Annotated in this window: 23 protein-coding genes and 3 pseudogenes; 11 read left to right on the top strand and 15 right to left on the bottom strand. The window is 69.9% G+C overall.

Features of this window, described 5'->3' with window-relative positions:
- Positions 1-10: 10 nt before the first annotated feature.
- Positions 11-685, bottom strand: a complete 675-nt coding sequence (locus BL254_RS05040) for an SUMF1/EgtB/PvdO family nonheme iron enzyme (RefSeq protein WP_076842666.1) — start codon at positions 683-685, stop codon at positions 11-13.
- Between the two features lie 271 nt (positions 686-956).
- On the opposite strand from BL254_RS05040, the pseudogene BL254_RS28165 reads away from it, so the two are divergent.
- Positions 957-1,220, top strand: a pseudogene (locus tag BL254_RS28165) (IS5/IS1182 family transposase); the annotation flags it as partial.
- A 526-nt stretch (positions 1,221-1,746) separates the two neighbouring features.
- Here the strand turns inward: BL254_RS28165 and BL254_RS05030 are convergent.
- From BL254_RS05030 to BL254_RS05015, 4 genes are all read right to left on the bottom strand, one after another.
- Entirely contained in the window at positions 1,747-2,169 is a 423-nt protein-coding gene (locus tag BL254_RS05030) for a type VII toxin-antitoxin system HepT family RNase toxin (protein WP_047222215.1), read from the bottom strand.
- A gap of 3 nt (positions 2,170-2,172) precedes the next feature.
- Entirely contained in the window at positions 2,173-2,565 is a 393-nt protein-coding gene (locus BL254_RS05025) for a nucleotidyltransferase domain-containing protein (RefSeq protein ID WP_076842665.1), read from the bottom strand.
- Positions 2,566-2,745: 180 nt separating this feature from the next.
- A complete protein-coding gene (locus BL254_RS05020; protein WP_235433371.1) occupies positions 2,746-2,952 on the bottom strand; it encodes a flavodoxin in 207 nt (68 codons plus the stop codon).
- Between the two features lie 225 nt (positions 2,953-3,177).
- Positions 3,178-3,648: an SRPBCC family protein gene (locus BL254_RS05015; RefSeq protein ID WP_076842664.1), complete on the bottom strand. Its 471-nt coding sequence runs from the start codon at positions 3,646-3,648 to the stop codon at positions 3,178-3,180.
- Between the two features lie 208 nt (positions 3,649-3,856).
- Here BL254_RS05015 and BL254_RS29245 point away from each other — a divergent pair.
- Positions 3,857-3,964, top strand: a pseudogene (locus BL254_RS29245) (IS5/IS1182 family transposase); the annotation flags it as partial.
- A 40-nt stretch (positions 3,965-4,004) separates the two neighbouring features.
- Here BL254_RS29245 and BL254_RS05005 read toward each other — a convergent pair.
- A complete protein-coding gene (locus tag BL254_RS05005) occupies positions 4,005-4,646 on the bottom strand; it encodes a TetR/AcrR family transcriptional regulator (protein WP_047222266.1) in 642 nt (213 codons plus the stop codon).
- A gap of 76 nt (positions 4,647-4,722) precedes the next feature.
- On the opposite strand from BL254_RS05005, the gene BL254_RS05000 reads away from it, so the two are divergent.
- From BL254_RS05000 to BL254_RS04985, 4 genes are all read left to right on the top strand, one after another.
- Positions 4,723-5,223, top strand: a complete 501-nt coding sequence (locus tag BL254_RS05000; RefSeq protein ID WP_047222210.1) for a VOC family protein — start codon at positions 4,723-4,725, stop codon at positions 5,221-5,223.
- A 72-nt stretch (positions 5,224-5,295) separates the two neighbouring features.
- Positions 5,296-6,336, top strand: a complete 1,041-nt coding sequence (gene gshB / locus BL254_RS04995) for a glutathione synthase (RefSeq protein ID WP_076842663.1) — start codon at positions 5,296-5,298, stop codon at positions 6,334-6,336.
- The gene (locus BL254_RS04990) at positions 6,333-6,725 is read left to right on the top strand and encodes an MAPEG family protein (protein ID WP_076842662.1); all 393 of its coding nucleotides are present in this window, start codon (positions 6,333-6,335) and stop codon (positions 6,723-6,725) included. Before gshB ends, BL254_RS04990 begins: the two co-directional genes overlap by 4 nt.
- Positions 6,722-8,389 (top strand): MFS transporter, encoded by a 1,668-nt coding sequence (locus BL254_RS04985; RefSeq protein WP_175648289.1) that lies wholly within the window; start codon positions 6,722-6,724, stop codon positions 8,387-8,389. Before BL254_RS04990 ends, BL254_RS04985 begins: the two co-directional genes overlap by 4 nt.
- Here the strand turns inward: BL254_RS04985 and BL254_RS04975 are convergent.
- Positions 8,291-8,743, bottom strand: coding sequence for a flavodoxin family protein (locus BL254_RS04975; RefSeq protein ID WP_371390000.1), 453 nt, complete (start codon positions 8,741-8,743; stop codon positions 8,291-8,293). The two genes, BL254_RS04985 and BL254_RS04975, sit on opposite strands and share 99 nt — an antisense overlap.
- 62 nt (positions 8,744-8,805) lie before the next feature.
- Between BL254_RS04975 and BL254_RS29240 the strand changes: the two are divergent.
- A pseudogene (locus BL254_RS29240) lies at positions 8,806-9,825 on the top strand (DMT family transporter); the annotation flags it as partial.
- A gap of 169 nt (positions 9,826-9,994) precedes the next feature.
- Here BL254_RS29240 and BL254_RS28160 read toward each other — a convergent pair.
- The 6 genes from BL254_RS28160 to BL254_RS04935 all read right to left on the bottom strand — a co-directional run bounded on the left by BL254_RS28160 (position 9,995) and on the right by BL254_RS04935 (position 17,767).
- Positions 9,995-11,206, bottom strand: a complete 1,212-nt coding sequence (locus BL254_RS28160; protein ID WP_235433368.1) for a sucrase ferredoxin — start codon at positions 11,204-11,206, stop codon at positions 9,995-9,997.
- 273 nt (positions 11,207-11,479) lie between these two features.
- Positions 11,480-12,052, bottom strand: a complete 573-nt coding sequence (locus BL254_RS04960; protein WP_076842660.1) for a hypothetical protein — start codon at positions 12,050-12,052, stop codon at positions 11,480-11,482.
- A gap of 437 nt (positions 12,053-12,489) precedes the next feature.
- Entirely contained in the window at positions 12,490-13,299 is an 810-nt protein-coding gene (locus BL254_RS04955; protein WP_139342184.1) for a DUF1828 domain-containing protein, read from the bottom strand.
- A gap of 657 nt (positions 13,300-13,956) precedes the next feature.
- Positions 13,957-15,111 (bottom strand): AIM24 family protein, encoded by a 1,155-nt coding sequence (locus BL254_RS04945; protein WP_076842657.1) that lies wholly within the window; start codon positions 15,109-15,111, stop codon positions 13,957-13,959.
- A 122-nt stretch (positions 15,112-15,233) separates the two neighbouring features.
- Positions 15,234-15,911 (bottom strand): AIM24 family protein, encoded by a 678-nt coding sequence (locus tag BL254_RS04940; RefSeq protein ID WP_013874185.1) that lies wholly within the window; start codon positions 15,909-15,911, stop codon positions 15,234-15,236.
- Between the two features lie 212 nt (positions 15,912-16,123).
- Positions 16,124-17,767, bottom strand: a complete 1,644-nt coding sequence (locus BL254_RS04935) for a TerD family protein (protein ID WP_076842656.1) — start codon at positions 17,765-17,767, stop codon at positions 16,124-16,126.
- A 365-nt stretch (positions 17,768-18,132) separates the two neighbouring features.
- Between BL254_RS04935 and BL254_RS04930 the strand changes: the two genes are divergently transcribed.
- Positions 18,133-19,119: an aldo/keto reductase gene (locus tag BL254_RS04930; protein WP_076842655.1), complete on the top strand. Its 987-nt coding sequence runs from the start codon at positions 18,133-18,135 to the stop codon at positions 19,117-19,119.
- A 238-nt stretch (positions 19,120-19,357) separates the two neighbouring features.
- Here BL254_RS04930 and BL254_RS04925 read toward each other — a convergent pair whose 3' ends face one another.
- Together BL254_RS04925 and fdhD are read right to left on the bottom strand one after the other, a co-directional pair.
- Positions 19,358-19,900 carry a hypothetical protein gene (locus BL254_RS04925; protein ID WP_047225268.1) on the bottom strand — a complete coding sequence of 181 codons (543 nt, stop codon included), beginning with the start codon at positions 19,898-19,900 and terminating at the stop codon, positions 19,358-19,360.
- 201 nt (positions 19,901-20,101) lie between these two features.
- On the bottom strand, positions 20,102-21,010 hold the full coding sequence (gene fdhD, locus BL254_RS04920) for a formate dehydrogenase accessory sulfurtransferase FdhD (RefSeq protein ID WP_076842654.1): 909 nt from the start codon (positions 21,008-21,010) through the stop codon (positions 20,102-20,104).
- Positions 21,011-21,299: 289 nt separating this feature from the next.
- Here fdhD and BL254_RS04915 point away from each other — a divergent pair, with 289 nt between their 5' ends.
- From BL254_RS04915 to BL254_RS04905, 3 genes are all read left to right on the top strand, one after another.
- Entirely contained in the window at positions 21,300-22,079 is a 780-nt protein-coding gene (locus tag BL254_RS04915) for a sporulation protein (protein WP_047225267.1), read from the top strand.
- 44 nt (positions 22,080-22,123) lie between these two features.
- Positions 22,124-23,719, top strand: coding sequence for a hypothetical protein (locus tag BL254_RS04910; RefSeq protein ID WP_076842653.1), 1,596 nt, complete (start codon positions 22,124-22,126; stop codon positions 23,717-23,719).
- Positions 23,706-24,721 (top strand): serine/threonine-protein kinase (locus BL254_RS04905; RefSeq protein ID WP_254857814.1); only part of this gene is annotated, 1,016 nt, incomplete at its 3' end. The genes BL254_RS04910 and BL254_RS04905, both read left to right, overlap by 14 nt.

Genomic DNA, 24,721 nt, shown 5'->3' with positions numbered 1-24,721 from the left:
GACGCGTGCGTCAGTGAGGAACGGACCGAGCGATGCGGAATCCTGTGTCGTCGACCTGGAAGTTCGGATGGCTGCGGCGGCGCACGGACGCCCGGCAGCTCCAGTGCTGGTCGAACCACCCTCCGCCACGCAACACCCGGTACGTGCCGTAAACCTTGATGTCGTACGTGTCCCAGCACCAGTCCCAGACGTTGCCCAGCATGTCGTACAGGCCCCACGGGTTGGGCTGTTTGCCACCCACTTCGTGGATTCGCTCGTCCGAGTTGGCGCGGTACCAGGCGATGTCGTCGAGCAGTCCATACCGTGGGCCTGTCGTGCCGGCACGACAGGCGTGTTCCCACTCGGCCTCGGTCGGCAGCCGGTACCCGTCCGCCGAGGGGTCCCATTCGACATCCTCGCTGCCAGCACGGATGTCGTACGCGGGCGCCAGCCCCTCGTGTTGTGACATCGCATTGCAGAACCGGACAGCGTCCCACCAGGAAACGCCCTCGACGGGCAGCCGGTCCCCCCGGGCAGTACCTGGCCGCCCACCGGTGACCTGTACGTACTGCGCCCGGGTGACCGGAAACGCGGCGAGATGGTATGGCGCGAGCTCGACGGACCACCTCCRCCGCGTTCGCCGGTCCGACAGCGTCACCCGCCCGGCCGGGACAGCGATCATCGCGTCTTCCACGCCCGCCTTCATGGCCATGATCCTAACGAGTCCATCGCAACGACGGACCGTGCCTGCGACAGACAGATGGAGGGCGAAGGTGAGCGCGGCGGGGGCCATCACCCGGCCATCGAGCGAATCATCCATCCAGCCGTTGACAGCGCGACCAGGCGCAGGGCTCGCCGGGGACCGGTGACGATCTCGGAGATCACCGGTGTCCGCCGTCATCGTTGCGCTGACCGCTGCGGCTGATCCGCGGCACGACCTGCTGGACCGGCCCGGTCAAGGCCGACGGGCGACGGCCGACGGCGACGGATCAGCCGCCGGCCGCGGCCACATCTCGGTCACAGCAGCCGTGCCGTTCACGACACCGAAGGGCGGGTCGCTCACCGACGACCGGAAGAAGCACAACAGGATCCACAACGCCCCGCGGGCCGTCGGCGAACGCGCGAACGCCATCCTGAAGCATCTCAAGGCGCTCCAGAAGGCCAGCCTCGGCTCCTGGAAGATCGGCCTCATAGCCAAGGCAGCCCTCGTGCTTATCCACACCGAACACCGCCGTACCACCCAGAGCGCCGGTCAAGTAGCGCGGTTCCCCTCCACAACCAGCCGTACAGGCCATGATCCAGGCGAGTTTGTCGTTGTGTACGCTTTTTGGCCGCAAAAGCGTACACAACGACAAACTCGCGCCGATCTTCTCCGGTGGCCAGCACCCCTCGAAGCGTGCCACCGCTCGCGGGGATACGTATGGTTACCTGACCGGCGCTCCAGACAGCCACCGCAAGGACAACACACTGGAGATCGCTCAGCATCACCGCTCGCTACGCGAAAAGGTTCCGTGCGTGTCTCGTGGATGTTGACTGTCCGGTCGGGCGGCCGGCTCCTCCGGATGCCGACCTTGCGTATATAGATCACTATTTACCGCAGATCACGGGTACAGCGTTCGCGCTACTTCTGGTCGCAGAAGTGCCCGAAACTCGGGTGCATCAGTTAGCTACAGTACGTGACAATGAGGTTGGCCTCCACGTCCAGCGGAACCCGGTTGTCCTGTGCCGTCGTCAGGGGTCGGACCGCGATCGCGCCTGGGCCCCCGGCTACGCCTCCGCGGCAGACACGTACGCCGCTATTTCCCGGACGAATTCGTCAAGGTCGTCAAGGGCATTCAGCCGAGCAACGACGATCTCATCGTTGACGTCGATGTAGTCGTGGACGAGGACGTTCCTGAAGCCGACGGCCTTGCGGAGCGACAGCGCGAGCGCAGGGGCCAGTGCTCCATGGACGCCAAGGAGCCGGACCGCGTCGCCGTTGTCCGCCGGCGGTCCCCAGCCCTGCGTCGCACAGATGTGCTGCGCGACGTCGACGCAGGCCTCGATCGCTGTCACGAAGGTGTACTTCACCCCGCGCAGCCAGATCGGGTCCGCGCGGCGCTCGTCGTTGGCGTCCGACTCGCGGCGGAGCACGGACAGGTCGTCGGTGATCGCGCGGAGCAGGCGTAGCACCCGAGCCTCGTCGACCACCTGCTATGCGCTCCGGTCCAGAAGAGCCGCGGCGAACTCGCGGTGCGCCCGAGTGATCCGCGGAAGTTCGTCGAAGTAGATCTTTCTGGTCATCGCCTCCCAGCGCACCCGCGCGGCCCGGTCGTCCTCGAAGAGCAGCCGCCCGCCGGCTGCGACCCTGCCCGCGAGCTCGAGCGGCGCGTTGTCGAGGACGAGGAGGTCGACGCCGGGTGGCAGGAGTATGTCGAAGGAGTTCGGAGGCCGCGGCCCGCCGAAGTAGGCGGCGATATCGATGTCCGATTCCGCCCGCTGGCACCCAACGGCGCGGCTGCCGTGCAGATAGGCGAACTGGGCGCCTRCCTGACGCAGCACGGCGACAGCGTCACGCGTCGCGATGCCAACGAGCGTCTCGTCCATGCCCCGATCCTCGCAGACACGACAACCGCGCGGCACTCGGCTTCGCCCGCGTCGTCGGTCCGCACCGGGCGGGCGACGGCGTCGTGGCCGATCAGGAGGATGGGCGTCTCGACGATGCTGTGGCTTCGGTCGATGCCGGATACCGCCCTGAATCTACCACAGTACGTCGGTTGGCTCACATCAGCCGAACATCAGTGATGCGGCCGCGGTGGCTCCGAGTTCCCAGCACGCCTCGCGAGCGGCGGCGTCCGCCTCGCCGATCATGGCCAGCGGGTCACGCAACCGCTTCCATCTCAGGCCGGTCGTGATGGTCTCGACGCCGCGGACCGCGCCCGTCGTGTCGGAGTTCCCGTGTACGTACAGCGTGTACGGCCGGCCGATGGTCACCTCAAGGCACGGGTAGTAGATCTGGTCGCAAAAGTAACATCAACAAGGGTAGTCGTCCGTCCTGGCACCCGCCAGCACCGATTCCAGCATCTCCTGCATCGTCGGTTAGGGCGTGTGGTGAACGATCAGGAGAGTCGGCATCGCGACCATGCTACGGCCCCGTCACACACCGCGCCGCCGCCGCGTCGGCGCCAGTCCCGTCGACGGGTGAGACCCGGTCCTCTGTCAGCCGCCGGCGTGGTGGGACTCGACGAGCTGGGCGAGGCCGGCCAGTGCCATCCGCGTGCCCGTCTCGTTGTCGGCGGCGGGGATACCGTCCGGAATCCCCTCATGGACGATCAGGACATCGGTCCCGCCGTCGGCATCGGTGAGCGTCGTCGTCATCACCATCCGGCCGGCGAACGCGGGGTCCGCCGTCTCGAACTCGAGCTCCTCGACCACCCGCTCGCCCGGAACGAGCCAGACGAAACGGCCGTGACAAGTGTCGGTGTTCGACGCCGATTTGCCGGCCTGGTCCGGCGCGTCGTAGGTGAGCGAGATCCGGAACGAGCCGCCCTCGCGAGGGTCGAACTCGTGCACCAGAGCGGTCATCCCGGCCGGCACCCRCCACCGCGCGATCGCGTCCGCGTCCAGAAGCGCCCGATACACCACCGCACGCGGAGCGTTCACATGCCGCGAGACCCGCGTCGAGTACACCCGACCAACCTACCCACACCATCCACCGTCCACCGTCCGGTTCCGGGTCCGGTCCAGTCACCGACCGGCGCCGACAGCGGAAGCATCGGTGACGATGACACCGCCGCGGGCGGCGCCTTAGTACTGAGTCGAAAATTACTCAGGGTGAGGCTCAGTATTAGCGGGTGTCTCGTGTGGCTCTCCAGGTACATATTTGATCATGGATGTGATGGAGAACAGCCTGGCGATACGGCTGGTCCCGGACGATCTGTGGGAGCTGGTCGAACCGCTGTTGCCACGGTTCGACACGCACCGCCAGGGCGGTGGGACCGCGCCGATCGCCGGCTCCCGGCTGCTTGGGGTTCGGCGCGGGCTGCTCACCTATCCGGCGTGGCCGCGGCGGCGATGAGGCGCTGCCAAGTGGCGCGTAGCCACGTTCGGTACTGGTCGATGGTCCAGCCGAGGGTTTCGCGGACCAGCAGATAAGTGTTGGCGTGCGCGAGCACGCCGGCGGTGTCACACAGCCAGTCGAGGTCGACGCCGGCGGGAAGTAGTCCGTCGTCGCGCAGCGCGGTGAAGAAAGAGCGCATCGAGTCTCGGGTCGCCGCGCGTCCGGCGCGGGCCGCGGCGGCGATGACGGGCTCGAGGGGTTCGGCCTGCTGCGCGACGGCGAACACGTCGCCGGCGCGGGCCATGAGCGCGGCGCTGCCGTCAGCGAGCAGGCCGATCCGTTCGTCGACGGTGGGCGCGACGAGCGCGGCCTGGTACCACTCACGGCTCTGCACGTCGAGGTCCTGAGTGTCACCGACGATGGCCACGTCGACGACGCGCCGCAGGAGATCGGCCTTGGTTCCGAAGCGCACGTAGACCGTGCGAGGCGCGACGCGGGCGGCGTCGGCGACCGCGGTGAGAGTGGTGGCCGCGTACCCGTCGCGGACGAACAGCTCGTGGGCGGCGGCCAGGATCCGCTCCTCGGTCTCCGCGACCCGGGCCGCCCGCAGGCCCTTGACATCACTCATCATGCGATGCAGTCTAACTGCAATGCAGTTGGACTGCATTTTTGCATCTGCGCTATACACAACTCGGAGGTCCGCCGTGACGAACACCGTCGCGCCAGAGCTCGACGGGGTGCATCACGTCAAGCTCCCGGTGAGCGACCTGGACCGCTCGCGTACCTGGTACGAGAGCCGTCTGGGCTACGAGATCAGCACCGAGTTCGTCGAGAACGGCGTCCTGATGGGGGTGGTCATGGTGCACCCCAATGGCGGGCCGGCCTTCGGCCTGCGGCTGGACCCGGAGCGAGCCGCCCGCGCGGCGGGCTTCGACTACTTCTCGATCGGTGTGCCGACCAAGGCGGCCCTCGAGGCGCTCGCGCGGCGGCTCACAGCACTGGGCGAAGCCCATGCCGGCGTGCACTTCGCCACGATCGGCTGGATTCTGCCCGGTGCCCATGACCCGGACGGTCACGAAGTCCGCTTCTACACCACCCAGGCGCACACCGACTGGACCGATCCCGAGATCGCCACCGTCGACGACGCGATCGTGACCGCCGCTCGCCGCGAGCAGGAGCACCGGTCCGACCAGGCGTCCGCGTAGTAGCGGCCGTCCCTCTGCTGGCCGCCGCCCGGCTGTCGGCTGAACCCGTACATCCCAAAGCAGGAGCAACCGATGACAACCACCGGGCCGCACCGGGCCCCGGTCGAGGCCGCGATGAACGTCGTCCTCGTCGTCGACGAGCTCGACCGGCTCGACCCGGCCACCGACACCAGCGTCGGGCTCATGCACGCGGCCCAGGACCGCGGCGCCGCCGTGCGGGTCACCACCCCTTCCGAGCTGTCCGTCGTGAAGGGGAAGCCGGGCGCGACCGCTCGGCAGCTGTGCCTCGCTCCGTCCCACCCGGCCGGCGGCTGTGCCTGGACCGTGCCCGATCCGTGGATGTCAGCCGGCCCACCCGAGCATGTCAATCTCGACGATGCCGACGCGATCTTCATGTGGGTCGAGCCGCCGCTCGACGCAGCCTATCTGGCCGCGACGTTCGTGCTCGACCTCGTCCATTCCACGCCGGTGGTCAACGACCCGCGCGGGCTGCGCGCCTGCAGCGAGCATCTGATGCCGCTGCGCTTTCCCGATCTGATTCCACCGACGCTGGTATCCGCCGACATCCGGGCCCTGTACGAGTTCGTCGCTGCGCAGCGGGTGGCCGTACTCAAGCCGGTCGACGGCTACGCGGGGCACGGCGTCTACCGGCTGGGCGTCGGCGACCCGAACCTGGCGTCGCTGCTGGAGACCGCGACCGCCGGCGGCACCCGGCTGGTCGTCGCCCAGCGCTACCTGCCCGAGGTCGATGACGGCAACAAGCGCGTCTTCGTCCTCGACGGCATCCCGGTGAGCGCCGTCTACCGATACCCGGCGGCGGGCGACTTCCGCATCGGCCAGCCCTCCGCGCAGGCCCCGCTCACGACCCGCGACAGGCACATCTGCGCGCGGCTGGCACCGGTTCTGGYCTCGTACGGAGTGCGAGTAGCGGGCCTCGACGTGATCGGCCCGCACCTGATCGAGGTGAACATCACCAGCCCGGGCGCGCTGCGCAAGGCCGACGCGCTGCTCGGCTGGTCGCTGTGCGCGGACGTCCTCGACCTCGCCCTTCACGACGCCGCCCCTCGTGACGCCGCCTTTTCTGACGCCCGTTTCCAGCGGAGGTTCGTATGACCATCGCCCTCGTGTGTGCCGCGGTGCTCGCCGCGCTCGTGTTCGGGCTGGGCGCCAACGTCACCCGGCTGCGCGCGGCGGCCGCCGGCCGCGGCGGGAGCCAGGCGCCCACCGACCCCTCCGACCCGCTGTTCATCGCGATCCGCGCGCACGGCAACGCCGCCGAGTACATCCCCACCCTGATCGTGCTGTCCCTGCTGGTCGGATCGCGAGCACCGGCATGGACGCTCGCCTTCGTGATCGGGGCCACCGCGGCTCGCCTGGCGCATGCCTGGGGCATGCTGGCCGCACGGTCATGGGCCGACGTGACCAGGCGGCGGACGGTCGGAGCGGCTGGAACCTACCTGTTCGGGCTGGCCCTCGCCGGGACCGTGCTGGCCACGCTGTGACGCCGGCGCTCCGGCTCTACCTCGTGGGCCAGTTACCATCTGTCGTCTGCTCGTGGGCGCAGGTCGTCGCCCTGTCCGTCGTGACCGTCCGGCTCGACCCCGCGATGCTCGGCTGGGTGGTGGCGACGCAGTTCCTGCCCAGCCTGCTGCTCGGCCCCTGGTTCGGAGCGGTGGCCGACCGGCGTGACCGGCGTGCGCTGCTCGTCRCCAGCGAAGCCGGCCTCGGCGTGGTCGCCAGCGGGTACGCGGTCGCCGAGTTCACGGGCACGCTGTCGGTGCCAGTGGTGCTCGCCATCGCCTTCGCGTGGGGTGTCCTCAACGCCTTGGACACACCGGCCCGGCAGGCGCTGATCCCCGCCCTGATGCCCGGCGCCGCCGCTCGGACCTCGGCGTCGTCCACCCTCGTGCTGCTCACCGGGATGACCGCCGGGTCCGCCCTCGGCGGATGGCTGGTCACGGTCCGCGGCCCGGGCTGGGTCTTCGGGCTCAACGCCGTTTCCTTCGCCGCCGACGTCGTCGTCCTGCTTGTCCTGGCCCAACTGGTGCCCGCGCCACCCCGGGTGCCCAGAACGCCGGGRCAGATCCGCGAAGGCATGCGCTATGTCGCCGCGACGCCGTCCTTGCGCGCCGCTCTCGGCGCGATGGCCGTCATCGGCACTCTCGCGATCACCTTCCAGGTATCCATCCCGCTGCTGATCACCGGCACCTTCGGCGGCGGCCCCGCGCAGGTCGGGCAGGCATTCACCGCCGTGTCCGCCGGATCCTTGGCCGGCGCGATCTGGGCCGCCGCTCGGCCGCCCCGACGCACCATCGCCGCGCCCGCCGCGGCGGCGCTCGCGGCGAGCCTGGGTGGCGTCGCGGCAGCGCCCCATCCGGTGGTCGCGTTGAGCATGCTCGCGGCGGTCGGAGTCGCCTGGTCGACCTACCTCACCTCGACCATCGGCGCCCTGCAGGGCGCCGATCCCCGTTACCTCGGCCGGGTGATGTCGTTGTTCTCCGTCGTGCTCGTCGGAAGCACGCCGGTGGGCGGGCCCATCACCACCGCCCTCGCCGCCGCGCTCACCCCACGGGCGCCGTTCATCGCCGGCACTGGCGCCGCACTCGCCGGATGCCTCCTGCTGTCGCTGCCGCATCGACCACCGCGGCACCGATCATGGCCACGCCGAGCAGCGCCGCCGGGCACGGCGGCCACGGCCACGGCCCAGCACTCGCAATCCGGTGGCGAAGGGTCAGGCCTCCAGCAGGCTGGCTGCGACGGTGGCTCCAAGGTCCCAGCGTGCCTCACGGGCCGCGGTGTCGATCACGCCGATCACCGGCAGGGGATCTACGTAGGCGCTTCCATTTTCAGGCTGGCGCGATGGTCTCCACGCGACGGATCGCGCCGGTCGTGTCGCTGGTGCCATGGACGTAGAGGGCGTACGGGCAACCAACCGTCGCTTCCAAGATCGAATAGTGGAAGCCGTCGAAGACAATGTGCCGAACCCTGGTCGCGACCCGTCGCTCTCCGCGACCACACGTCTGGCCGGACGGAACGCGCGGCCCATGCGGCAGGGCCCGCCGGTCAGCTACGGCATCAGACTCGCGGCCACCGTGGCCCCCAGCTCCCAGCACGCCTCTCGATCTTTCGCGCCCGGCGTGCCGATCACCGTTACGGGCTCACGTAACCGCTTCCACTTCAGACCGACGGCGATCGTCTCCACGCTGCGGACCGCGCCAGCGGTGTCGGAGTTGCCGTGGACGTACAAGGCGTACGGCCGACCGATAGTTGCTTCCAGGCAAGGGTAATAGGCTTGATCGAAGAAGTGTTTGAGGGCACCGGACATGTAGCCGATGTTCACTGGCGTGCCGAGCAGGTAGCCGTCGGCGGCCAGCACGTCGACGGCCGTGGCGGCAAGCGCTGGGCGGACGACGACGTCCACGCCCTCAATCGCGTCGTCGCGCGCCCCGGCGAGCACGGCCTCCAGCATCGCCTGCATCGTCGGCGACGGCGTGTGGTGGACAACCAGCAACATCGGCATCGCGCCGATCCTACGCGCCGCACTTCAGCCGAGCGGCTGATGATCAGCCCCGCAGAAGGCTCGTGTGCCGGCCAGCCAACGCGAACCCGAACGGCCCACCGACGCGCGGCCCGATCCCGGCCAATCGACAGTGGATTCAGAGGAGACATGACGTGGGGAAGCGTCCTGCTGCGCTGGTACGTCTGATCCGACGCTCGCCACGTGACAGTGATGCACCACGCGGCGACCTTCTTCACTCCCGGGTCGGGTTTCTCGCCGTCACCGTGGCGACCGTTCTGTGGGCGTTCGGAGCCAGCGTCGCCGKCAGGTTGTTCCATGCCGGAGTCACACCCCTCGAACTGGTGGAGGCACGGACCTACATCACCGCCGTGGGCCTCGGCCTGTTCAGTTATGTCTGGCACACCCGCGACGGCGATCGAGCGTCTGTCGGTGGAAACACTCCCCGGTTCGGGCACACCCTCATGTTCGGGCTGGCCGTCGGCACCGCCAATGCCGCCCTGTTCCTGGCTATCGCACGCCTGCCGGTCGCCATGGCCATCGTGCTACAGAACATGGCGCCCGCTCTCGTCGTCCTGTGGTCGTTGCTGACTCATCGCAAACGGCCAGCCGCGACAGTGCCGATCGCGCTGGCCGTGATGATCATCGGGGTGGCGTTCGTCGTCGACCTACCGGCAGCCGGAACCGGCCAGATCAGTCTGACCGGCCTCGCCTACGGCCTGCTTACCGCCGTCGCCGTCGCGTCGTTCTCCATCCTCGGCGAAAGTTCCAGCCGTGCCTACGGTGCCACCGCATCGATGGCCCGAGCCTTCACCGTCTCCACAGTCGCCTGGATGATCATCCAGGCCTCTCAGGGCTGGCCGCGTGTCCTTACCGACACTCGTCATCTGCCCGACGTCCTGCTCGTTGGCATTCTCGGCACCCTCGTGCCTTTCGTCCTGTTCTCCTGGGGGGTCGTCCGAGCAGGCTCCCAGGCAGCCTCCGCGGCCATTGCCCTCGAACCCGCCTTCGGCGCCGTAATCGCATGGCTGTGGCTCGGTCAGTCCCTCAACCTCCGTCAACTCGTCGGCGCGGCCGTTCTCATCGCGGCTGTCCTCCACCTGCAAACCCAAATGCCCCGTCCCGACGTCTCGCCTGCTGCTCAGCCCACCTCGACCAGAGCCGACCCAGGAGTTTTTCAGTACCGTCCGGGCATCGATCCGCGGTGGAAGGCACCGTATTTCGGTCTGACCGCCCACGGCGCTGGCGGGAAGCTCATGGTGCCGAATTTCCCGCTGGTGGAAAAGATCGGGCGGATGCCGACGAAATACCCTGAGTTCCGCGGGTCCGTCGCATCTCGATTGAGCGCAGGGACAGCTCGGGGCTGGTTTTTTCGGCGTGGTCCAGGGCTTCGCCGCAGAGCGGGACGGGGACGTTTCGGACCACCGCGACGGACGCGGTGGCTGTTGCGGCGCCGGTCGGTCCCTGCCAGGCCAGCTCCACCGTTGCCAGTCGGCCGTCGGCTACGACCTCGGTGCGGGAGGCGGTGAGCTCGTGGTCGAGCCAGCCCCAGCCGAAACGCTCGAACAGCTCCCGCTCGGCCACCTGTCCCCACTGGTCGAGCGCGGTGCTCCCCCGGTACCGTCCGCGCAGTTCGGCGGGGGTGTTGGCGCGCCGCACGATCCCGTCGAGGGTCGGGGCGTCGAGGAAGCCCCAGGCCCGCCCGTCCGGGAAGGTGAAACCGGTCGGAGCGAACCGGTGGCCGCCGGTGTGGCTGCACCGCCGGACCCGCACGCCGGGCCAGGCCGACGCCACGTCGAGATGCAGACGGGTGCCGATCCGGCCGCAGCAGCGGTCCCGCTGGCCATGGCCGCACAGCAGGACCTCGACGGGGGCGGGCCGGGCCGACGCCCACTCGCCAGGACCCGGGTCGGGGTCGAGCCCTGGGCCTGCGCCGGGCTCGGAACCATGGCCGGGGCCCGGCCGCACACCGGGGTCACGGCCACGATCGAGGCCACGTCCACGGTTGGGATCGACGCCGAGGCCGCGGCCGAGATCGAGGCTGGGGGCACGGTCGAGGAGGCCGAGGATTCTCTCGGTGAGACGATCCCGGGGGACGACGTGGTCGCTGCCCTGGAAACCGTTGGAGTTCCGGCGGCGCCAGAGTGTCACCCGGACGCCGGGCCGTCCTCCGTCACGATCGGTACCGGCGTCCGTCTCCACCGTGGCCGCGGTCCGGCTGTCGGCGGCCGTGACGGGCTCGTCGGCCGGCGCGACGGCGAGCAGTCGGACCCCCGGTGGCAGGCCGCGCATGACGTCGGCGAAGGTCGGTATGTCGCCGACGTCCCGTGGCCATGGTGGCGGCGTCTCGACGAGCACGAAGGTGTCGCACACCAGGGCGGAGCCGATCGGGTCGACACCCTGCTCCCACGTCCACTCGGAGCAGCGCACCGACAGCGCCGAGGACTCCGTTCCGACACTGGTCACCGTGCGTCCTGTCCTTGCGGCATCTGTGACCTCCGGCAGCGTGAACAGCGGTACGAACGCAGCACGGCCGCGCCGCTGTCGACTCGCCGCCCGTCCTGCTCCGGCGGGTCCGGCAGGTTCGGCGACCATGAGGACGCGTACGGTCGCTCCTGGGCGAAACGGCCACCGGTCACCTGGGCGGCGCTGCCACCTGTCCGGCCACCGTACCCGCCACAGCGCCCCTACCTGCCGCAACGCCCCTACCTGCCGCAACGTCTCTGCTCAGGCTCCCTGTCAGGGGCCGACCGCCTGGGTGGGCACCGGCACACCGGTCGACGGCGTCGGCGTGACCGGCGGCGGTGGCGGTGGCTGCTCGGTGTGAACAGGCGGCGGCTGAACGGACGGCGGCTGAACGGACGGGCCGGTCCGCGGCGGCGACGGCTGTGCCGTAACGCCGGTCGTGGCCACCGCCGTCGGCCGGGTGACGCGGGGCGGGAGCACCTTGGGCACGGGCGGCAGGGAGCGCGACCCGCCGTCGGCGGTGGTCCCGGCGGCGGCCGGCCCCTCGCCGGTGGTCGCGGGCGGCACGTCCGCGGAGGGCGCCGGAGCGGATGGCCAGACGGTCGGGGTGGGTGGCGCGGTGCCGGGAGGTGGCACGGCGGGGGCGAACGGGGTGGTGGGCGGCGGGGCAACAGCGCTGAGCACCGCCGCCTGGTCAGCCGTCCCGGCGCCGCGCCCGCCTCCGACGTCATACAGATACAGGGAGAAGCCGATCAGCGCGGCCCCGAGGATCCCGGCGCTGGTCCCCAGCCACGGTTTCGCCCGTACCCGCGACCACCAGCCGGACGTGCGCCGCCGGCTGCTCATGCGGACCCCTACCTGCTCCGGTTCCCGCTCTCGCGCACGCCGCTCCGGCCGCATGCGGCCGTCGGCTGCCGAGCGGAACACGAAGTCGTGGTCACCGCGTCCGGAATCTGTACGCCGAGAAGGTAGCTGCCCCACACCAGGTACGACGAGTCCGGACCCGTCCGGGTTGCAATCCCACGCGGTACTCCCCTACGGCTCCGAGGAGCGGGATGACATCCTCGTCCCTGTTGTACCTAACTATCCAGAAATATCCGGCTCCATGCGCAAGTTAAGATCATGTAATCGCTCTGTATCCAACATCTTTCGTCTCTCGATCTTTTTGCCGCACACGGCGGCGACCAACAGAACGCAGCCGGCCGGCCGGCCATCCCGGCGACAATCCATGATTATTTCTCTACGCGGCCCAGGAACCAAGCGGCCACGGAGCCGGGCTGTTTTTATGCCGACGACTGTGCCGACAACAAGGACGGCGGCGGGGGAACTATCGCGTCGAGACGGTTTTCAAGACCGATCAGATCATCGAAGAACTCCACGCTGCCAACGGACTTCAGCTCRTCGATGATGGCGGCCTGCCAGTCCTCCGGCCCACCGTCGAGGGCGGCGATCCTGTTGTCCTTCGGCACCTGCGAAAGGCTGAAGATGCAGTAGCAGCGCTCGGCAGCCTGCTCCTGGTCCCGGGAACCGACCGCCTGAATATAGGCGGATCGATCATTGTGCGAGACCCGCAGTGTCACCGGTCGACTGCGTCCCGATCGCAGCGGTACCGGTGCTTTGCGCTGCACCTGACGCTCGTCGCCGTCGACCCACCTGTCTATTCGCTTGGTGACCAGCTCCGGAAACCTGGCCGACGGCTGGCGTACCGCCAGCCAACGAAGCTGGTCAACACGCATGGATGCCTGCGCGACATCCAGAACGCGCTGACCGAGATCGCTGGCGTCGCCGAAGGCGACGAGCTCGCCTTCGGCGACATCCGTACCGTTGAGACCGGYGCTCCGTACGGCCTCGGCAAAAGCCTCCGCCGACCGGCCCTTCGTCACGTTCACACCGGCCATTGCGAGTAGAGCTGCCGCCGCGGCCCGGTCCGTCACCCGGTAACCGTTGCCCATCGGTTCGACAAGAACACGTACGGCGTCGCCGTCACCGTACGTCAGAGGAAGATCCACAAGTAGACCGTCTCCGTACGGCCGGACCACGGTATGGTCGTTGATGGCGTGCAGGACCGCGCCTACCGTCGCCGCACCATCCATGATCCACACCTCCGCTACGGTTCCGTCCAGACGAAGTCCGGTCCGATCTCAATGAAACACTCTCTGGCGAACGCCTCAAGAACCGCGCGGCACGCGCCCGGGGCGACCCTCGGCGCCAGCGGCACCTCGGGGATGTCATCGGGCTCGTAAGCGCTCTCGTCGGCCGACCTCGGTTCCGTCCGATGTTTATGAGTACCATCAAAAGGACGATGCGGAATATTGAGACAAAGCCGTCGCGCTGAGAACGTCTCCCTGCCAGCGCCGGCAAGATACTGCATCCTGGGTTCACTCGGAACCAGCGTATTGATCACTATCCGGAGACGGCATGGCGCCAGCGTGGACAACGTGGTCCGCACCCTGACCGTCCCTTCCTTGCCGGTTGCCCGGATCKGCACCCAGATGATRCCGCCGACCGTCACCGCCTCGGCGACAGGCGAGAGCAAGGTGCTGAGGGCTGCCGTCGTCAACAGTTGTGAGCTCTGCCTGCTCACCAGCATCCACCTGGTCCGGGGCATGACGGAAGCATGTCAGTTTTTGCGTCGAAGTGACACACTTCATACATGAGAGGGCTCCCAGGGACAGGTGAGAACGGAGCTACATCAGTTCGTCGTTGACGTCCTTCCGGACGAGGCTGTGCCGCCGGTCAGCGGCCGCCGGCTAGCGGCCGCCGAAGAGGCCGCCGCCGCGGCCCTGGTTGCCGAACAGGCCGCCGAGCGCTCCGCCGAGGCCGCCGGGTGTGCCGCCGCCGTGCCCGCCGTGCCCGCCACCGTGTCCCGGCGGGCCGTCGCGGTGGCCCTGCAGCTGGTTGCCGGCGAAACCGCCCTCGCCGAGCCCGAAGTGCCCGGCGAGGCCGGCGTTGGCGAGCGCGTTGTACGGCGGCAGCAGCTCGCAGGGCTGGACGATGACGTAGCCGTCCCCGGAGAACTGCATCTGCCAGCTTTCCCCGGTGTTGCCACGCGGCCGCCACACCGAGGACGAGGTGACCGCCGCCTGCATCGACACCTGCAGGCTCGACGACCAGCCGACCACTGCGTCGGCGTCCGCGAAGTAGTAGTTCTGCGGGGTGACGCGCATGACGAGCGGGGCGCCCGACGTCACGACCGCGACCTTGCCGTTGCCGGAGAGCTCCACCTGGTAGTTGCCGACCCCGGCGATCGACACCTGGGAGTCGATGCGGACGACATCCCAGTGCAGGCCGGCGTCGAAGGCGAGGACGTTCTTGCCGTCCACCGACAGCCCGTCTCCGCCGAGATCGAGAATGTRCACGTCCTGCGCCTGGTAGGCGAGGAAGACCGTGCCGCCGCCGGAGACCTTCATCAGGTTCAGGYCCTCGCCGCCCTGGAACAGCGACCGGAACCGGCTGCCCCAGCCCTCCCAGTGGGCGTCGAAGTTGGCCCCGCCCTGGTAGGCGACCATGGCGCCCTTGCGGGCGTAGAACTCCCGCATCCCCTCGGCGCCGAGAGTCGCCTTGAGCATCTTGCCGTTCTGCAGGGTGAAACGCTCCCGGGCCTGCACCTCGGGGTTGCCGAGCAGGCTGCTGCGGATGCCGCCCGCCGGGCCGCCGGGCGGGCCGGGCGGAGCGGGTGGGACGCCCGGCCCCCCTCCCGGATAGCCTCCCGGCGCCCCGCCAGGAGGCGGATACCCGGCCGGGGGGTATCCCGGCGGCTGGCCGCCGGCCGGCGGGTAACCGGGCTGGCCGGGCGGCGGCGGGTAGCCGCCCGGCTGGCCGGGCGGGGGCTGATATCCACCGGGAGCTGCGCCGCCGGGGTAGCCACCCGCGGGCGGACCGCCGAATCCACCGTGGCTCATCATCGAATCCTCTCACCCATGCGTGCCGCGCGGTGGACCGGGCGCCGCGTCACCGGCAACCCGTGTCGCGTGCGGCCGGCACGTCACACGCGATCCCCGTACCAGCCATACCAGCCGCGCCCCGGTCAGCCGCGTACCGAGAAGTTCGGCCGTTCGTCCTCGCTCGGCTGGACCACGACGAAACCCTGGCCGGAGAAGCCGAGCTGGAACGCCTCCCCGGAGCCACGGCCGATCAGCCCGCCGAGCCGGACGGTCCGCCGCGGCTGGACCTGCAGGCCGTCGGTGAAGGCGACGAGCGCGTCGGTGTCGACGAACGTCTGCGCCTCCCGGGTGTCCAGCACGACCGGACTGCCCTTCGCGGTCATCGCGACCCAGCCGTGACCGCGGATGACCACGTTGAACATGCCCATGCCGGAAAGCATGCTGACCCCGCGGACACGTTCGATCCCCCACTGCAGGCTGGCGTCGAAGGCGAGGATGTTCTTGCCGTTGACGGACAGGCCCTCGCCGGCCAGCTGGGCGACGATGACCTCCTTGCCGTAGTCGGCCAGGTAGAGCAGGCCCTGGCCGACCGCGGTCATCAGCGGTACGCCCTCGCCGGTCGCCCACGAGGAGGCGATCCGGCCAAGCTGTGGAGGCTGCGGGTTGAAGTCGACCAGACCCTCATAGGCGATCATGGATCCGGTCCGGGCGAACAGGTCCTGCCCGGGCTGCATGACCACTTTAACGATCTTGGAACCGTGCCTGCTCATCCGGTCCATGATCTGTGTCTGCCCGAAATGATCCATCAACGTTCCGTACACGGCCGCCTCCCTCCCGCTGTCCGCAAGCCTCCGGGTACCTGCCGAAAAAAATCATCGTACGCTTTTCCACCAGACCGTCCGAGAATTTCCGGGGCCGGACGAAGAAACCAGGGCTGCGATGGCGGAAATATCGGTGCGTGTTCTTCGGCCACCCGGCCCCCGGCCGCCAGCGGACGRCCGACCGCGTCAACCGGTATCCGTCGGACATGCCCCTAGACCTCGTACGGCTGGACGACCACGAAATGGCCCTGGAAACCCATGAACTGCAGGGCCAGGGACTCGCCGCTGCTGCCGGAGTAGATCTGCCGGGAGATACGCACCTGGGTCGACACGCTCACCCGCATCCCGGACGTCCAGGCGACCAGGGCGTTCATGTCGGCGAACGTCGGCCCGGCGACGTTCAGCGTCATCGGCGTCCCCTTGGTCATCACCACGATCGTCCCCTGCCCGGACACCTCGAAGTGGAAGAAGCCACCGCCGGGGATACCGGGACTCTCGATACGTCTGACCTCGGTGCGCAGGGAGCTGTCGAACGCCAGGATGTTCCTCGCGTTGATGCACAGCGACTGGCCGTTGAGCTCGACGATGTGCAGGTCGCTGGCGTCCTGGGCGAGAAAGACCTCGCCGCGGCCCTTGCAGGTCATGAGTTTCAGGCCCTGGCCGGTGAGCTTGTTCTCTATCAGCCCGCGCAGGCCGGAGCTTTTGTAGTCGAAGTCGATGTCGCCCTGGTAGGCGACCATCGACCCGCGCAGGGCGAGTACCTCCGGCCCCTGACCGAGGGTGGCCCGGACCAGCTTGCCGTTCTGCTGCGTCCAGCGGCCGGCCGCGGGAACCTCCCGATAGGGGTTCAGGCTGTTCATCGCGCCCGGCACCACCGGCTGGATCTGGGACGGCAGAACCTCGGTCGGCCCGAACCCACCGGGTGCCGGCTGGCCGTATCCGGGCACCTGCTGGGGCGGGACGCCACCGGCGCCCCCGGGCGGGCCGTACCCGGCGGCGGGCTGGGCGTGGCCCGGTGCCGGCTGGGCGTAACCCGGCCCGGCCGCCGCCGGCTGGCCGTAACCCGGCTGGGCCGGCGGTGGTGGCCCGACCGGCTGGGCATGCGCCGGTGGCGGAGCCGGCGGGACGTGCGCCGGCGGCGGGGCCGGCGGGACGTGCGGCGGAGCCAGCACGGGCGCCGGTTTGGCGTAGTTCGCGGCGGGCGCCCCAAATCCGGGGGCGGGCGGGGGTGGGACCGCGGGCGGGGGCGCCGCCTGGGTGCGGGTGGCACCGGCCGGCGGGCCGAACCCGCTGGGCGCTGCCGGCGCGGCCGGCGGCGGTGGCGACGTGTCCTCCACCTCGCCGCCGAAGGAGCTGATCAGCTCGGCGAGCCCGCCGGCGAAGCCCTGCCCGACCGCGGCGACCCGCCAGACACCCTTCCGGTACAGATCGCCGATGATGATGGCGCGCTCACTGGTGAAGTCCGCTCCGGTGAAGGCATAGCGCAGGACCTCGGCACCGCCGACGACGATCCGGAGGTAGCCGGCGGAGAGCTGGGACGCCGAGCCCGCGCCGTCGATCGCCGCGCAGAACGACAGCTTGTGGATGCTCGCCGGCACCTTGTCCAGCGTCACCCGGAACGACTGGGTGTCACCGGCCTGCTCGCCCAGGAGCTGGATCGACCCCTCCGGGGATGCCGGCTGGTTGAAGAAGACGAAGTAGTTCTCGTCGGAGAGCCGGTCGTTCGCGTCCAGGCCGAAGCAGGAGACGTCCCAGGCGAGGCCGGGCGCGGTCAGCGCGATCCCGATGTAGAGGTCGGTGCCCGGGGTGACCGCGGACAGATGGCTCTTCTGTCCTCGGTTGAACTGTTGGACCACCGCGCTCCCCTTCAGCGTTGACCCGTCACGTCGGTCTGCCCCGACACCGGGCGCCCGGGACGGGCGCGGACCCGCACGAAACCGGACTGACCGGGTGCTCGCTTCGCCGGAGGCGTCTAGAAAACTAGCAGCCCGGCCAGGATCTCTTCGATGGCCCACGGCGGTCCGGGCTCTGTCAGCCGGCGGACACCGCGAGCCGCCGACCTGCGCTTCGGGCACCTGGCCGACGCCACGGGCGGCACCGGCATGCGCGTCCCAGGACCATCCGGACGATCCGGACGGCAAGCGGCCCTGCCCAGCGCCACCGGGGTGGCTGCCGGCGTGACCAGGTCGCGGGCTGACGCCCGACGGCGTTCACTGGAGTCATGCGGTATGTCGACGGAGTAACGACAAAGAAGAAGATCTCCGTGATCGGGCTGGGGACCTGGCAGTTCGGTTCCCGGGAGTGGGGCTACGGCGCGGCCTACGCCGGCAGCGAGGCACCGGCGATCGTCYGGCGTGCGCTCGAGCTCGGGGTGACTCTCTTCGACACGGCCGAGCTGTACGGCTTCGGGCGCAGCGAGCGGATTCTCGGCTCCGCGCTGAAGGACGCCGGCGCGCTCGAGACGTCCTTCATCGCCACGAAGCTGTTCCCGGTGCTGCCGGTCGCGCCGGTCGTCGAGCAGCGCGCGGTGGCCAGCGCCAACCGGCTCGGCGTCCGGCAGATCGATCTCTACCAGGTACACCAGCCCCACCCCGTGCTGCGCGACACCAGCACCATGCGTGGCATGGCGGCGCTGCAACGGGTCGGTCTCGTCGACGCGGTCGGCGTCAGCAACTACTCGCTGGAGCGCTGGCAGGCGGCCGAGGAGGCGCTCGGCGCCCCGGTGCTGTCCAACCAGGTGCAGTTCAGCCTGCTGCACCCGCAGCCCGAGCGGGAGCTGGTGCCCCACGCGGTGAAGAACGACCGACTGATCATCGCCTACAGCCCGCTCGCGATGGGCGTGCTCTCCGGCCGCTACACCCGGGAACGCCGCCCGACGTCGTTGGCGCGTACGTCGCATCCGCTGTTCCTGCCGGAGAATCTGGACGCGGCACGGCCGGTGCTCAACGTCCTGCGTGACGTCGCCGCGGCGCACGACGCGAGCCCGGCGCAGATCGCGCTGGCCTGGGTGGTCCGGCATCCGAACGTGGTGGCGATCCCCGGGGCCTCCAGCGTCGCCCAGCTGGAGAGCAACGTCGCCGCCGCCGACATCGAGCTGACCGACGAGGAGTACGGCGCGCTGAAGAACGCCTCCGACACGTTCACGCCGACCGGTGGTGGGCGGGCCCGGGTCACCGCCATCCTGCGCGGCGGGCTGCGCCGGCGCTGACCGCCGGCCGCTACCGCGTCGCGTCCGTCCCGGTCGCCTCGGCTGGGACGGACGCGGCAGCCGCGGCGCGTGGCCGGTCGGGATTCCGGCCGGACGCGGTCTCCGCCAGCCGTGATCCTGCTGGCCGGGTGTGGCCCCGACCGGGCGGCTGGCCTGATCGGTTGGCTTGGTTGGTTGGCTTGGTTGGTTGGCTTGGTTGGTTGGCTTGGTTGGTTGGCCTGGTCGGCTGGCGCCGTGGTCAGTCGGGGCTCGGGGCGGACACGACGTGGAACGGCGGGCATACCGCCGAGGAGTGGTGCGCGGCAGCTTCCAGCGCGAGCTGTACGCGATCCTCCGGGCTGAGATGGCCGCTGCCGTGCAGGGAGCCCAGGGCGAACTCCTCACCGCAACCGACCGCGTCGTAGAGGTCGATGCTGCGTCCGATCTGGAAGTCGGAGTCGATGCGGTACAGCCGGCCACGGATACCGGCCAGGAACACCCCGCCGGCCTCGGATCCCGACTCGGTGCGCGTGTAGCCGCCCTCGCGCAGACAGTCACGCACCGCGGAGATGAAGTCGGTGGCCATGAACCGGTCGACGTCCCATGTCTGGGGGGCGGGTGGGATCAGGCTGTACCTCAGGAGCTGCCCCATCCGGAACGACGACGTGAAACCCATGATGAACTCGCCGTTACGGAACACCTTGGTGTCAGCGCGGACGGTGATGGAGTAGCCGGCCACTCCGGCACTGTCACCACCGATGATCACCCTGCCGTCATGCTCAAGACCGACGATGCAGGTCACAAGAGGGCATCGTATCGCCTGGATGCAGGGTTATGTCCGACAAGTACGCATGGACCGGGGTCACCTCCACGACTCGATCCAGTCGGTCACAGTACGCCACAAAATGACAGGTCGCGATACCGGCAATACAATCAGTTGCCGTCACAGCTGGTTCTCGTCACAGCCTGTTCTCATCGCAGCCTGTTCTCATCGCGGCTCGTGCTACGGCAACGGACCGGACTGGACGGCGGGGACAGCGCCAACGCGGTGCGCCCCGGTGTAGACGTTCATGGAGTCACCGCGGACGAAGCCGATCAGCGTCATCCCGGCGTCCGCGGCCAGCTCGACCGCCAGCGACGACGGCGCCGACACCGCGACCAGCGCCGGAATCCCGGCCAGCAGGGCCTTCTGGGTCAGCTCGAACGACGCCCGGCCGCTGACCACCAGCATCCGCCCGCGCAACGGCAGCGCGCCCTCGCGCGCCGCATGGCCGACCACCTTGTCCACCGCGTTGTGCCGGCCGACGTCCTCCCGGACCACGAGCAGGTTCCCGGCGGCGTCGGCGATCCCGGCGGCGTGCAGCCCACCGGTGCTGGCGAAGACCTTCTGCGCGGCGCGCAGCCGCTCCGGCAGCGCCAGTACCACCTGCGGGCGCAGCACCAGCGGGTCGTCGTCGACGGTGAACCGGCCACGCAGCCGTACCCCTTCGATGCTGGCCTTCCCGCACAGCCCGCAGGAGCTGCTGGTGTAGAAGGCCCGTTGCAGGCTGGCGTCGGGCGGGGGAACCGTCGGGGCGAGGGTGATGTCCAGGACGTTGTAGGTCTGGTTGTAGGTCTGGACGCTGTACGTCTGGYTGTACGTCTGGTGGTGGGTCTRCCCGCCTGCCTCGTTGGTGCCGGCGCAGTAGCGTATGCCCAGCACGTCCGAGCCGGCGCCGATGATCCCTTCGCCGACGAGGAAGCCGAAGGCGAGGTCGACGTCGTGCCCGGGCGTCCRCATGGTGACGACGAACGACCGTCCCGCCACGCGCAGTTCCAACGGCTCCTCACCGGCAATGCTGTCGGGGCGTGCCGTCCGCCCGCCGTCGGCGCGGATCCGCAGCACCTGCCGACGTACCGTCACCCGTCCCACGGCGTCCACACTGCCGTACCCGGCCGGCGGCGGCCAGTGCGCCCCAACGGCGGTACGACCCGTCCGCCATGTTGGGGTAAGGCTGTATGACGCGGGACGGTCGCGGGTCGCGCCAATCCTCGTGTGAGAGCGTAGGAGCGCCCGGCGACGATGTCCGGTATCGGTTGGGACGCGCGGCGCCGGCGCCGCGACGACGGGCATCACGGACACGGCACACGTAGCCACAGGCACAGCAGACATGACAGGCATGTATGACAGGCATAACCGATATGAGGAGTGGGCGGGGCACGTGGGCATGAAACGGATGATGGCGCGGCTCGGGGTGGGCAACGCCGACGTCGAAACGGTCCTGGACCGCCCCGAGGTCCTGCCCGGCGGTCTGGTCACCGGGACCGTGACCATCAAGGGCGGCAAGGTCGACCAGGAGGTCAACGAGATACGGGTCGCGCTCGAGGCCACCGTCGAGGTCGAGACCGACGACTCCACCTGGTACGAGAACGTCGGCTTCGGCACCCGCAGCATCGGCGGAAAGTTCACCATCGCCGCCAACCAGGAGACCAGCGGACGCTTCGAGCTGCCGGTCCCCTGGCAGACCCCCATCACCGACGTGGGTGGCTGGCACCTGCGCGGTATGAAGATCGGCGTGAAGACCACGGTGGACATTCCGGGCGCGATCGACCCCGGCGACCTCGACCCGGTGAGCGTGCACCCGCTGCCCGTCCAGGAGGCGATCCTCGCCGCGCTCGGCGACCTCGGCTTCCGGTTCCACTCCGCGGACGTGGAGAAGGGCCGGCTGGCCGGCTCCGACCTGCCCTTCTACCAGGAGATCGAGCTGCACCCGGGCGGGGAGTACGCCCGTCGCATCAAGGAACTGGAAGTGACCTTCCTGGTCGACGCCGCCGGCGTGGACGTGGTGCTGGAGGCCGACCGGCGCGGCGGGCTGCTGCGCGCCGGCGGGGACGCGCTCAGCCGGCTGCGGGTCGGCCACCACGACACCGACCGGCATCACCTCGCCGGTCTGCTGCACGAGCAGCTCCAGCATCTCGGCGCCCGCCGCGGCTGGTTCTAGGGTCTCCGGGACGTCTGCGCGGTGGCGTTCCCCTCGAGTACGCGGTGACGTCCCCGGTGCGCCGCCGGGAACCCGCCCGGGTGCGGCGAAGCGCGCGGCTCCCGACCCGGACGCGGTTCGCGTTCCGTGAGGTACCGGCGGCCGATGCCGCCGATGCTGCCGCTGCCGAACCGTCCGCCCGCTGGTACGCCGCCGGCAGCGCCTGGTGCCGCGGGCGGGCCCGCCGGCATCCGGTGTTCACCGCGATGCTGGCGGCGGCCGTCGTCGTCCGGCTGGCGGCGGTCGTCGGCTACGCACCCGCCCTGTGGTTCAACGACAGCTTCGAATACCTCGGGGTGGCGCTGCGGCCGGAGCCATACGTGGTGCGGCCGTCGGGCTACAGCTTCTTCCTGATGCTGCTGGAACCGTTCCACAGCTTCCGGCTCGTCGTCGTCGTCCAGCACCTGCTGGGCCTGGCCGTCGCCGTCATGATCTACGTGCTGCTGCGCCGGCACGGGACACCCGACTGGCTGGCCGCTCTCGCCACCGGCCCGCAGCTCTTCGACGGATACCAGATCCAGATCGAGCACATGGTGATGGCCGAGACGCTGTTCACCGTCCTGGCGGTGGCGGCCGTGGTGGCCCTGCTGTGGTGGCGCCGGCCGACCACGGTCGCAGCCCTGGTCGCGGGCGGGCTGCTGGCGGGGGCATCCCTGACCCGCACGGTCGGCCTGCCGCTGGCGGTGGTGGCGGGCGGCTGGCTGCTGGCCCGCCGCCCGGGCTGGCGGCCGCTGCTCGCCTTCTGCCTGGCGCTGCTGATCCCCCTGGGCTGCTACGGCGCCTGGTTCCAGGCGGTGCACGGGCGGGCCGGCATCGTCGGCAGCGACGGGGTCTTCCTCTATTCCCGGACGACGTCGTTCGTGGACTGTGCCCGCACGCACCCGCCGGCCGACCTGGCGGTCCTCTGCCCGTGGGAACCGCCTGAGGCGCGCCAGCCACCGTCGAACTACATCTGGCACGCCGGCACACCGTTGGACGGCATTCCCGGCGAGGCTCCCAGCCCGGCGGGCCAGGTTTTCAGCCCGGCGAAGGAATCGCTGGCCGGCAGGTTCGCCCGCCGGGCCATCGTGACACAGCCGCTGGACTACGCCGGTATCGTGATAAGGGATTTCTCCCGGACGTTCGGGCCGCGGCTGACCGACTACCCCAATGCAGGCATGGTGCGTCCCTTCCTGTTCCACGTCCCACCCGACCCGGTCCCCGACCGGACGTACATTCCCGGCGGCAGCGCTTCCGAGGACGTCCACACCTACGAACACGGCGACGGCACGCACCGCCTGCGCCAGCCGTTCGCCAGCTGGCTGGAGGGCTACCAGCTTCGGGTGGCCATCCCCGGGCCGGTGCTGGGCCTGCTGCTGCTCGGCGCCGTCCTGGGCACCGGGCTGGCGGGCCGGTATCGTCCGCACCTGCGCGCGCCGCTGGTCCTGACCACCGCCGTGGCGGTGACGCTGCTGGTCGTGCCGCCGGCAACGGCGGGTTTCGACCACCGTTACGTCCTGCCCGCGCTCGCCTTCCTGCCAGTCGCGGCGACGTTGGGCTGCCGGGTACTCGCCACCGGGGTCACCCGGCTGACGGCAGGGCGGGCCCGTGCCATTAGTTGATCTTTCTCGGGTGGCCGCGGTGCTGCCCACCTACACGTTGGGCGCGGAACTCGGCAGCGGCGGGCACGGTCTGGTCCTCGCCGGGCACCACCAGGGCCTCGGCCGGGACGTGGCCATCAAGATCCTGTCCGCGACGGCGGACCCCGACCTGCCCACCACCTTCGCCACCGAGGCGCGGCTGCTGGCCGGGCTCGACCATCCGCACATTGTCCGGATCTACGACTATGTCGAGCGCGACGGCCTGTGCCTGCTCATCATGGAACTGCTCGCCGGGGGGACGCTGTCCCGCCGGCGCCGCACGCTGTCCGCCGAGGACGCCTGCGCGGTGGGGCTGGCCATCGCCGAGGCGCTGGAGTGCGCCCACGCCAGGAGCGTGCTGCACCGCGACATCAAGCCCGACAACGTGCTGTTCTCGGGCAACGGCCTGCTGAAGGTCACCGACTTCAGCATCGCGAAGATCTTCGATGCCACGACGGTCGCCACCAACACGATCGTCGGTACGCCGAGATACATGGCCCCCGAACAGCTGGGCGGCGGACGCCTGAGCCCGGCCACCGACCTGTACGCACTCGCGATCATCCTCTACGAGATGCTCGCCGGCGCCCCGCCGTTCGGCCCGGACCTGTCCCTGCTGGCGCTGATCCGTCAGAAGGCCGACCGTCCCACACCGCCGCCCGCCGGCGTCCCCGAGCCCGTGGCCGCGACCCTCATGCGCGCTCTCGAGCGTGATCCGGCGCTACGGCATCCCAGCGCCCGGGCCTTCGCCCTCGACCTCGCCCGCGCCGCCGCCCTCGCGTACGGCCCACGCTGGACCAGCCGCTGCGAGATCGGCCTGCACGTCGCCGACGACGTCCGGGAGGCCGCGCGATACCCGGCCGGAGCGGGCGGGGCATCCGGGCTCGCCAGCAACCGGGCCGCCGCCGCGCCACCGGGCCAACCAACACCGGCGGGCCGACCGACGCCACCGGGCCAACCAACGCCGGCAGGCCGACCGACGCCACC

Source organism: Protofrankia sp. BMG5.30 (assembly GCF_001983005.1).
In the GTDB taxonomy this organism is placed as follows: domain Bacteria; phylum Actinomycetota; class Actinomycetes; order Frankiales; family Frankiaceae; genus Protofrankia; species Protofrankia coriariae.
This window is presented reverse-complemented; position numbering and strand designations above follow the sequence as displayed.

What these genes read in the sequence shown, in the direction of transcription:
- BL254_RS04975 (WP_371390000.1), bottom strand. Translation starts at nt 8,743, where the DNA reads ATGCCGATGTTGCTGGTTGTCCACCACACGCCGTCGCCGACGATGCAG.
- BL254_RS04960 (WP_076842660.1), bottom strand. Translation starts at nt 12,052, where the DNA reads ATGAGCAGCCGGCGGCGCACGTCCGGCTGGTGGTCGCGGGTACGGGCG.
- BL254_RS04990 (WP_076842662.1), top strand. Translation starts at nt 6,333, where the DNA reads ATGACCATCGCCCTCGTGTGTGCCGCGGTGCTCGCCGCGCTCGTGTTC.
- BL254_RS05005 (WP_047222266.1), bottom strand. Translation starts at nt 4,646, where the DNA reads ATGAGTGATGTCAAGGGCCTGCGGGCGGCCCGGGTCGCGGAGACCGAG.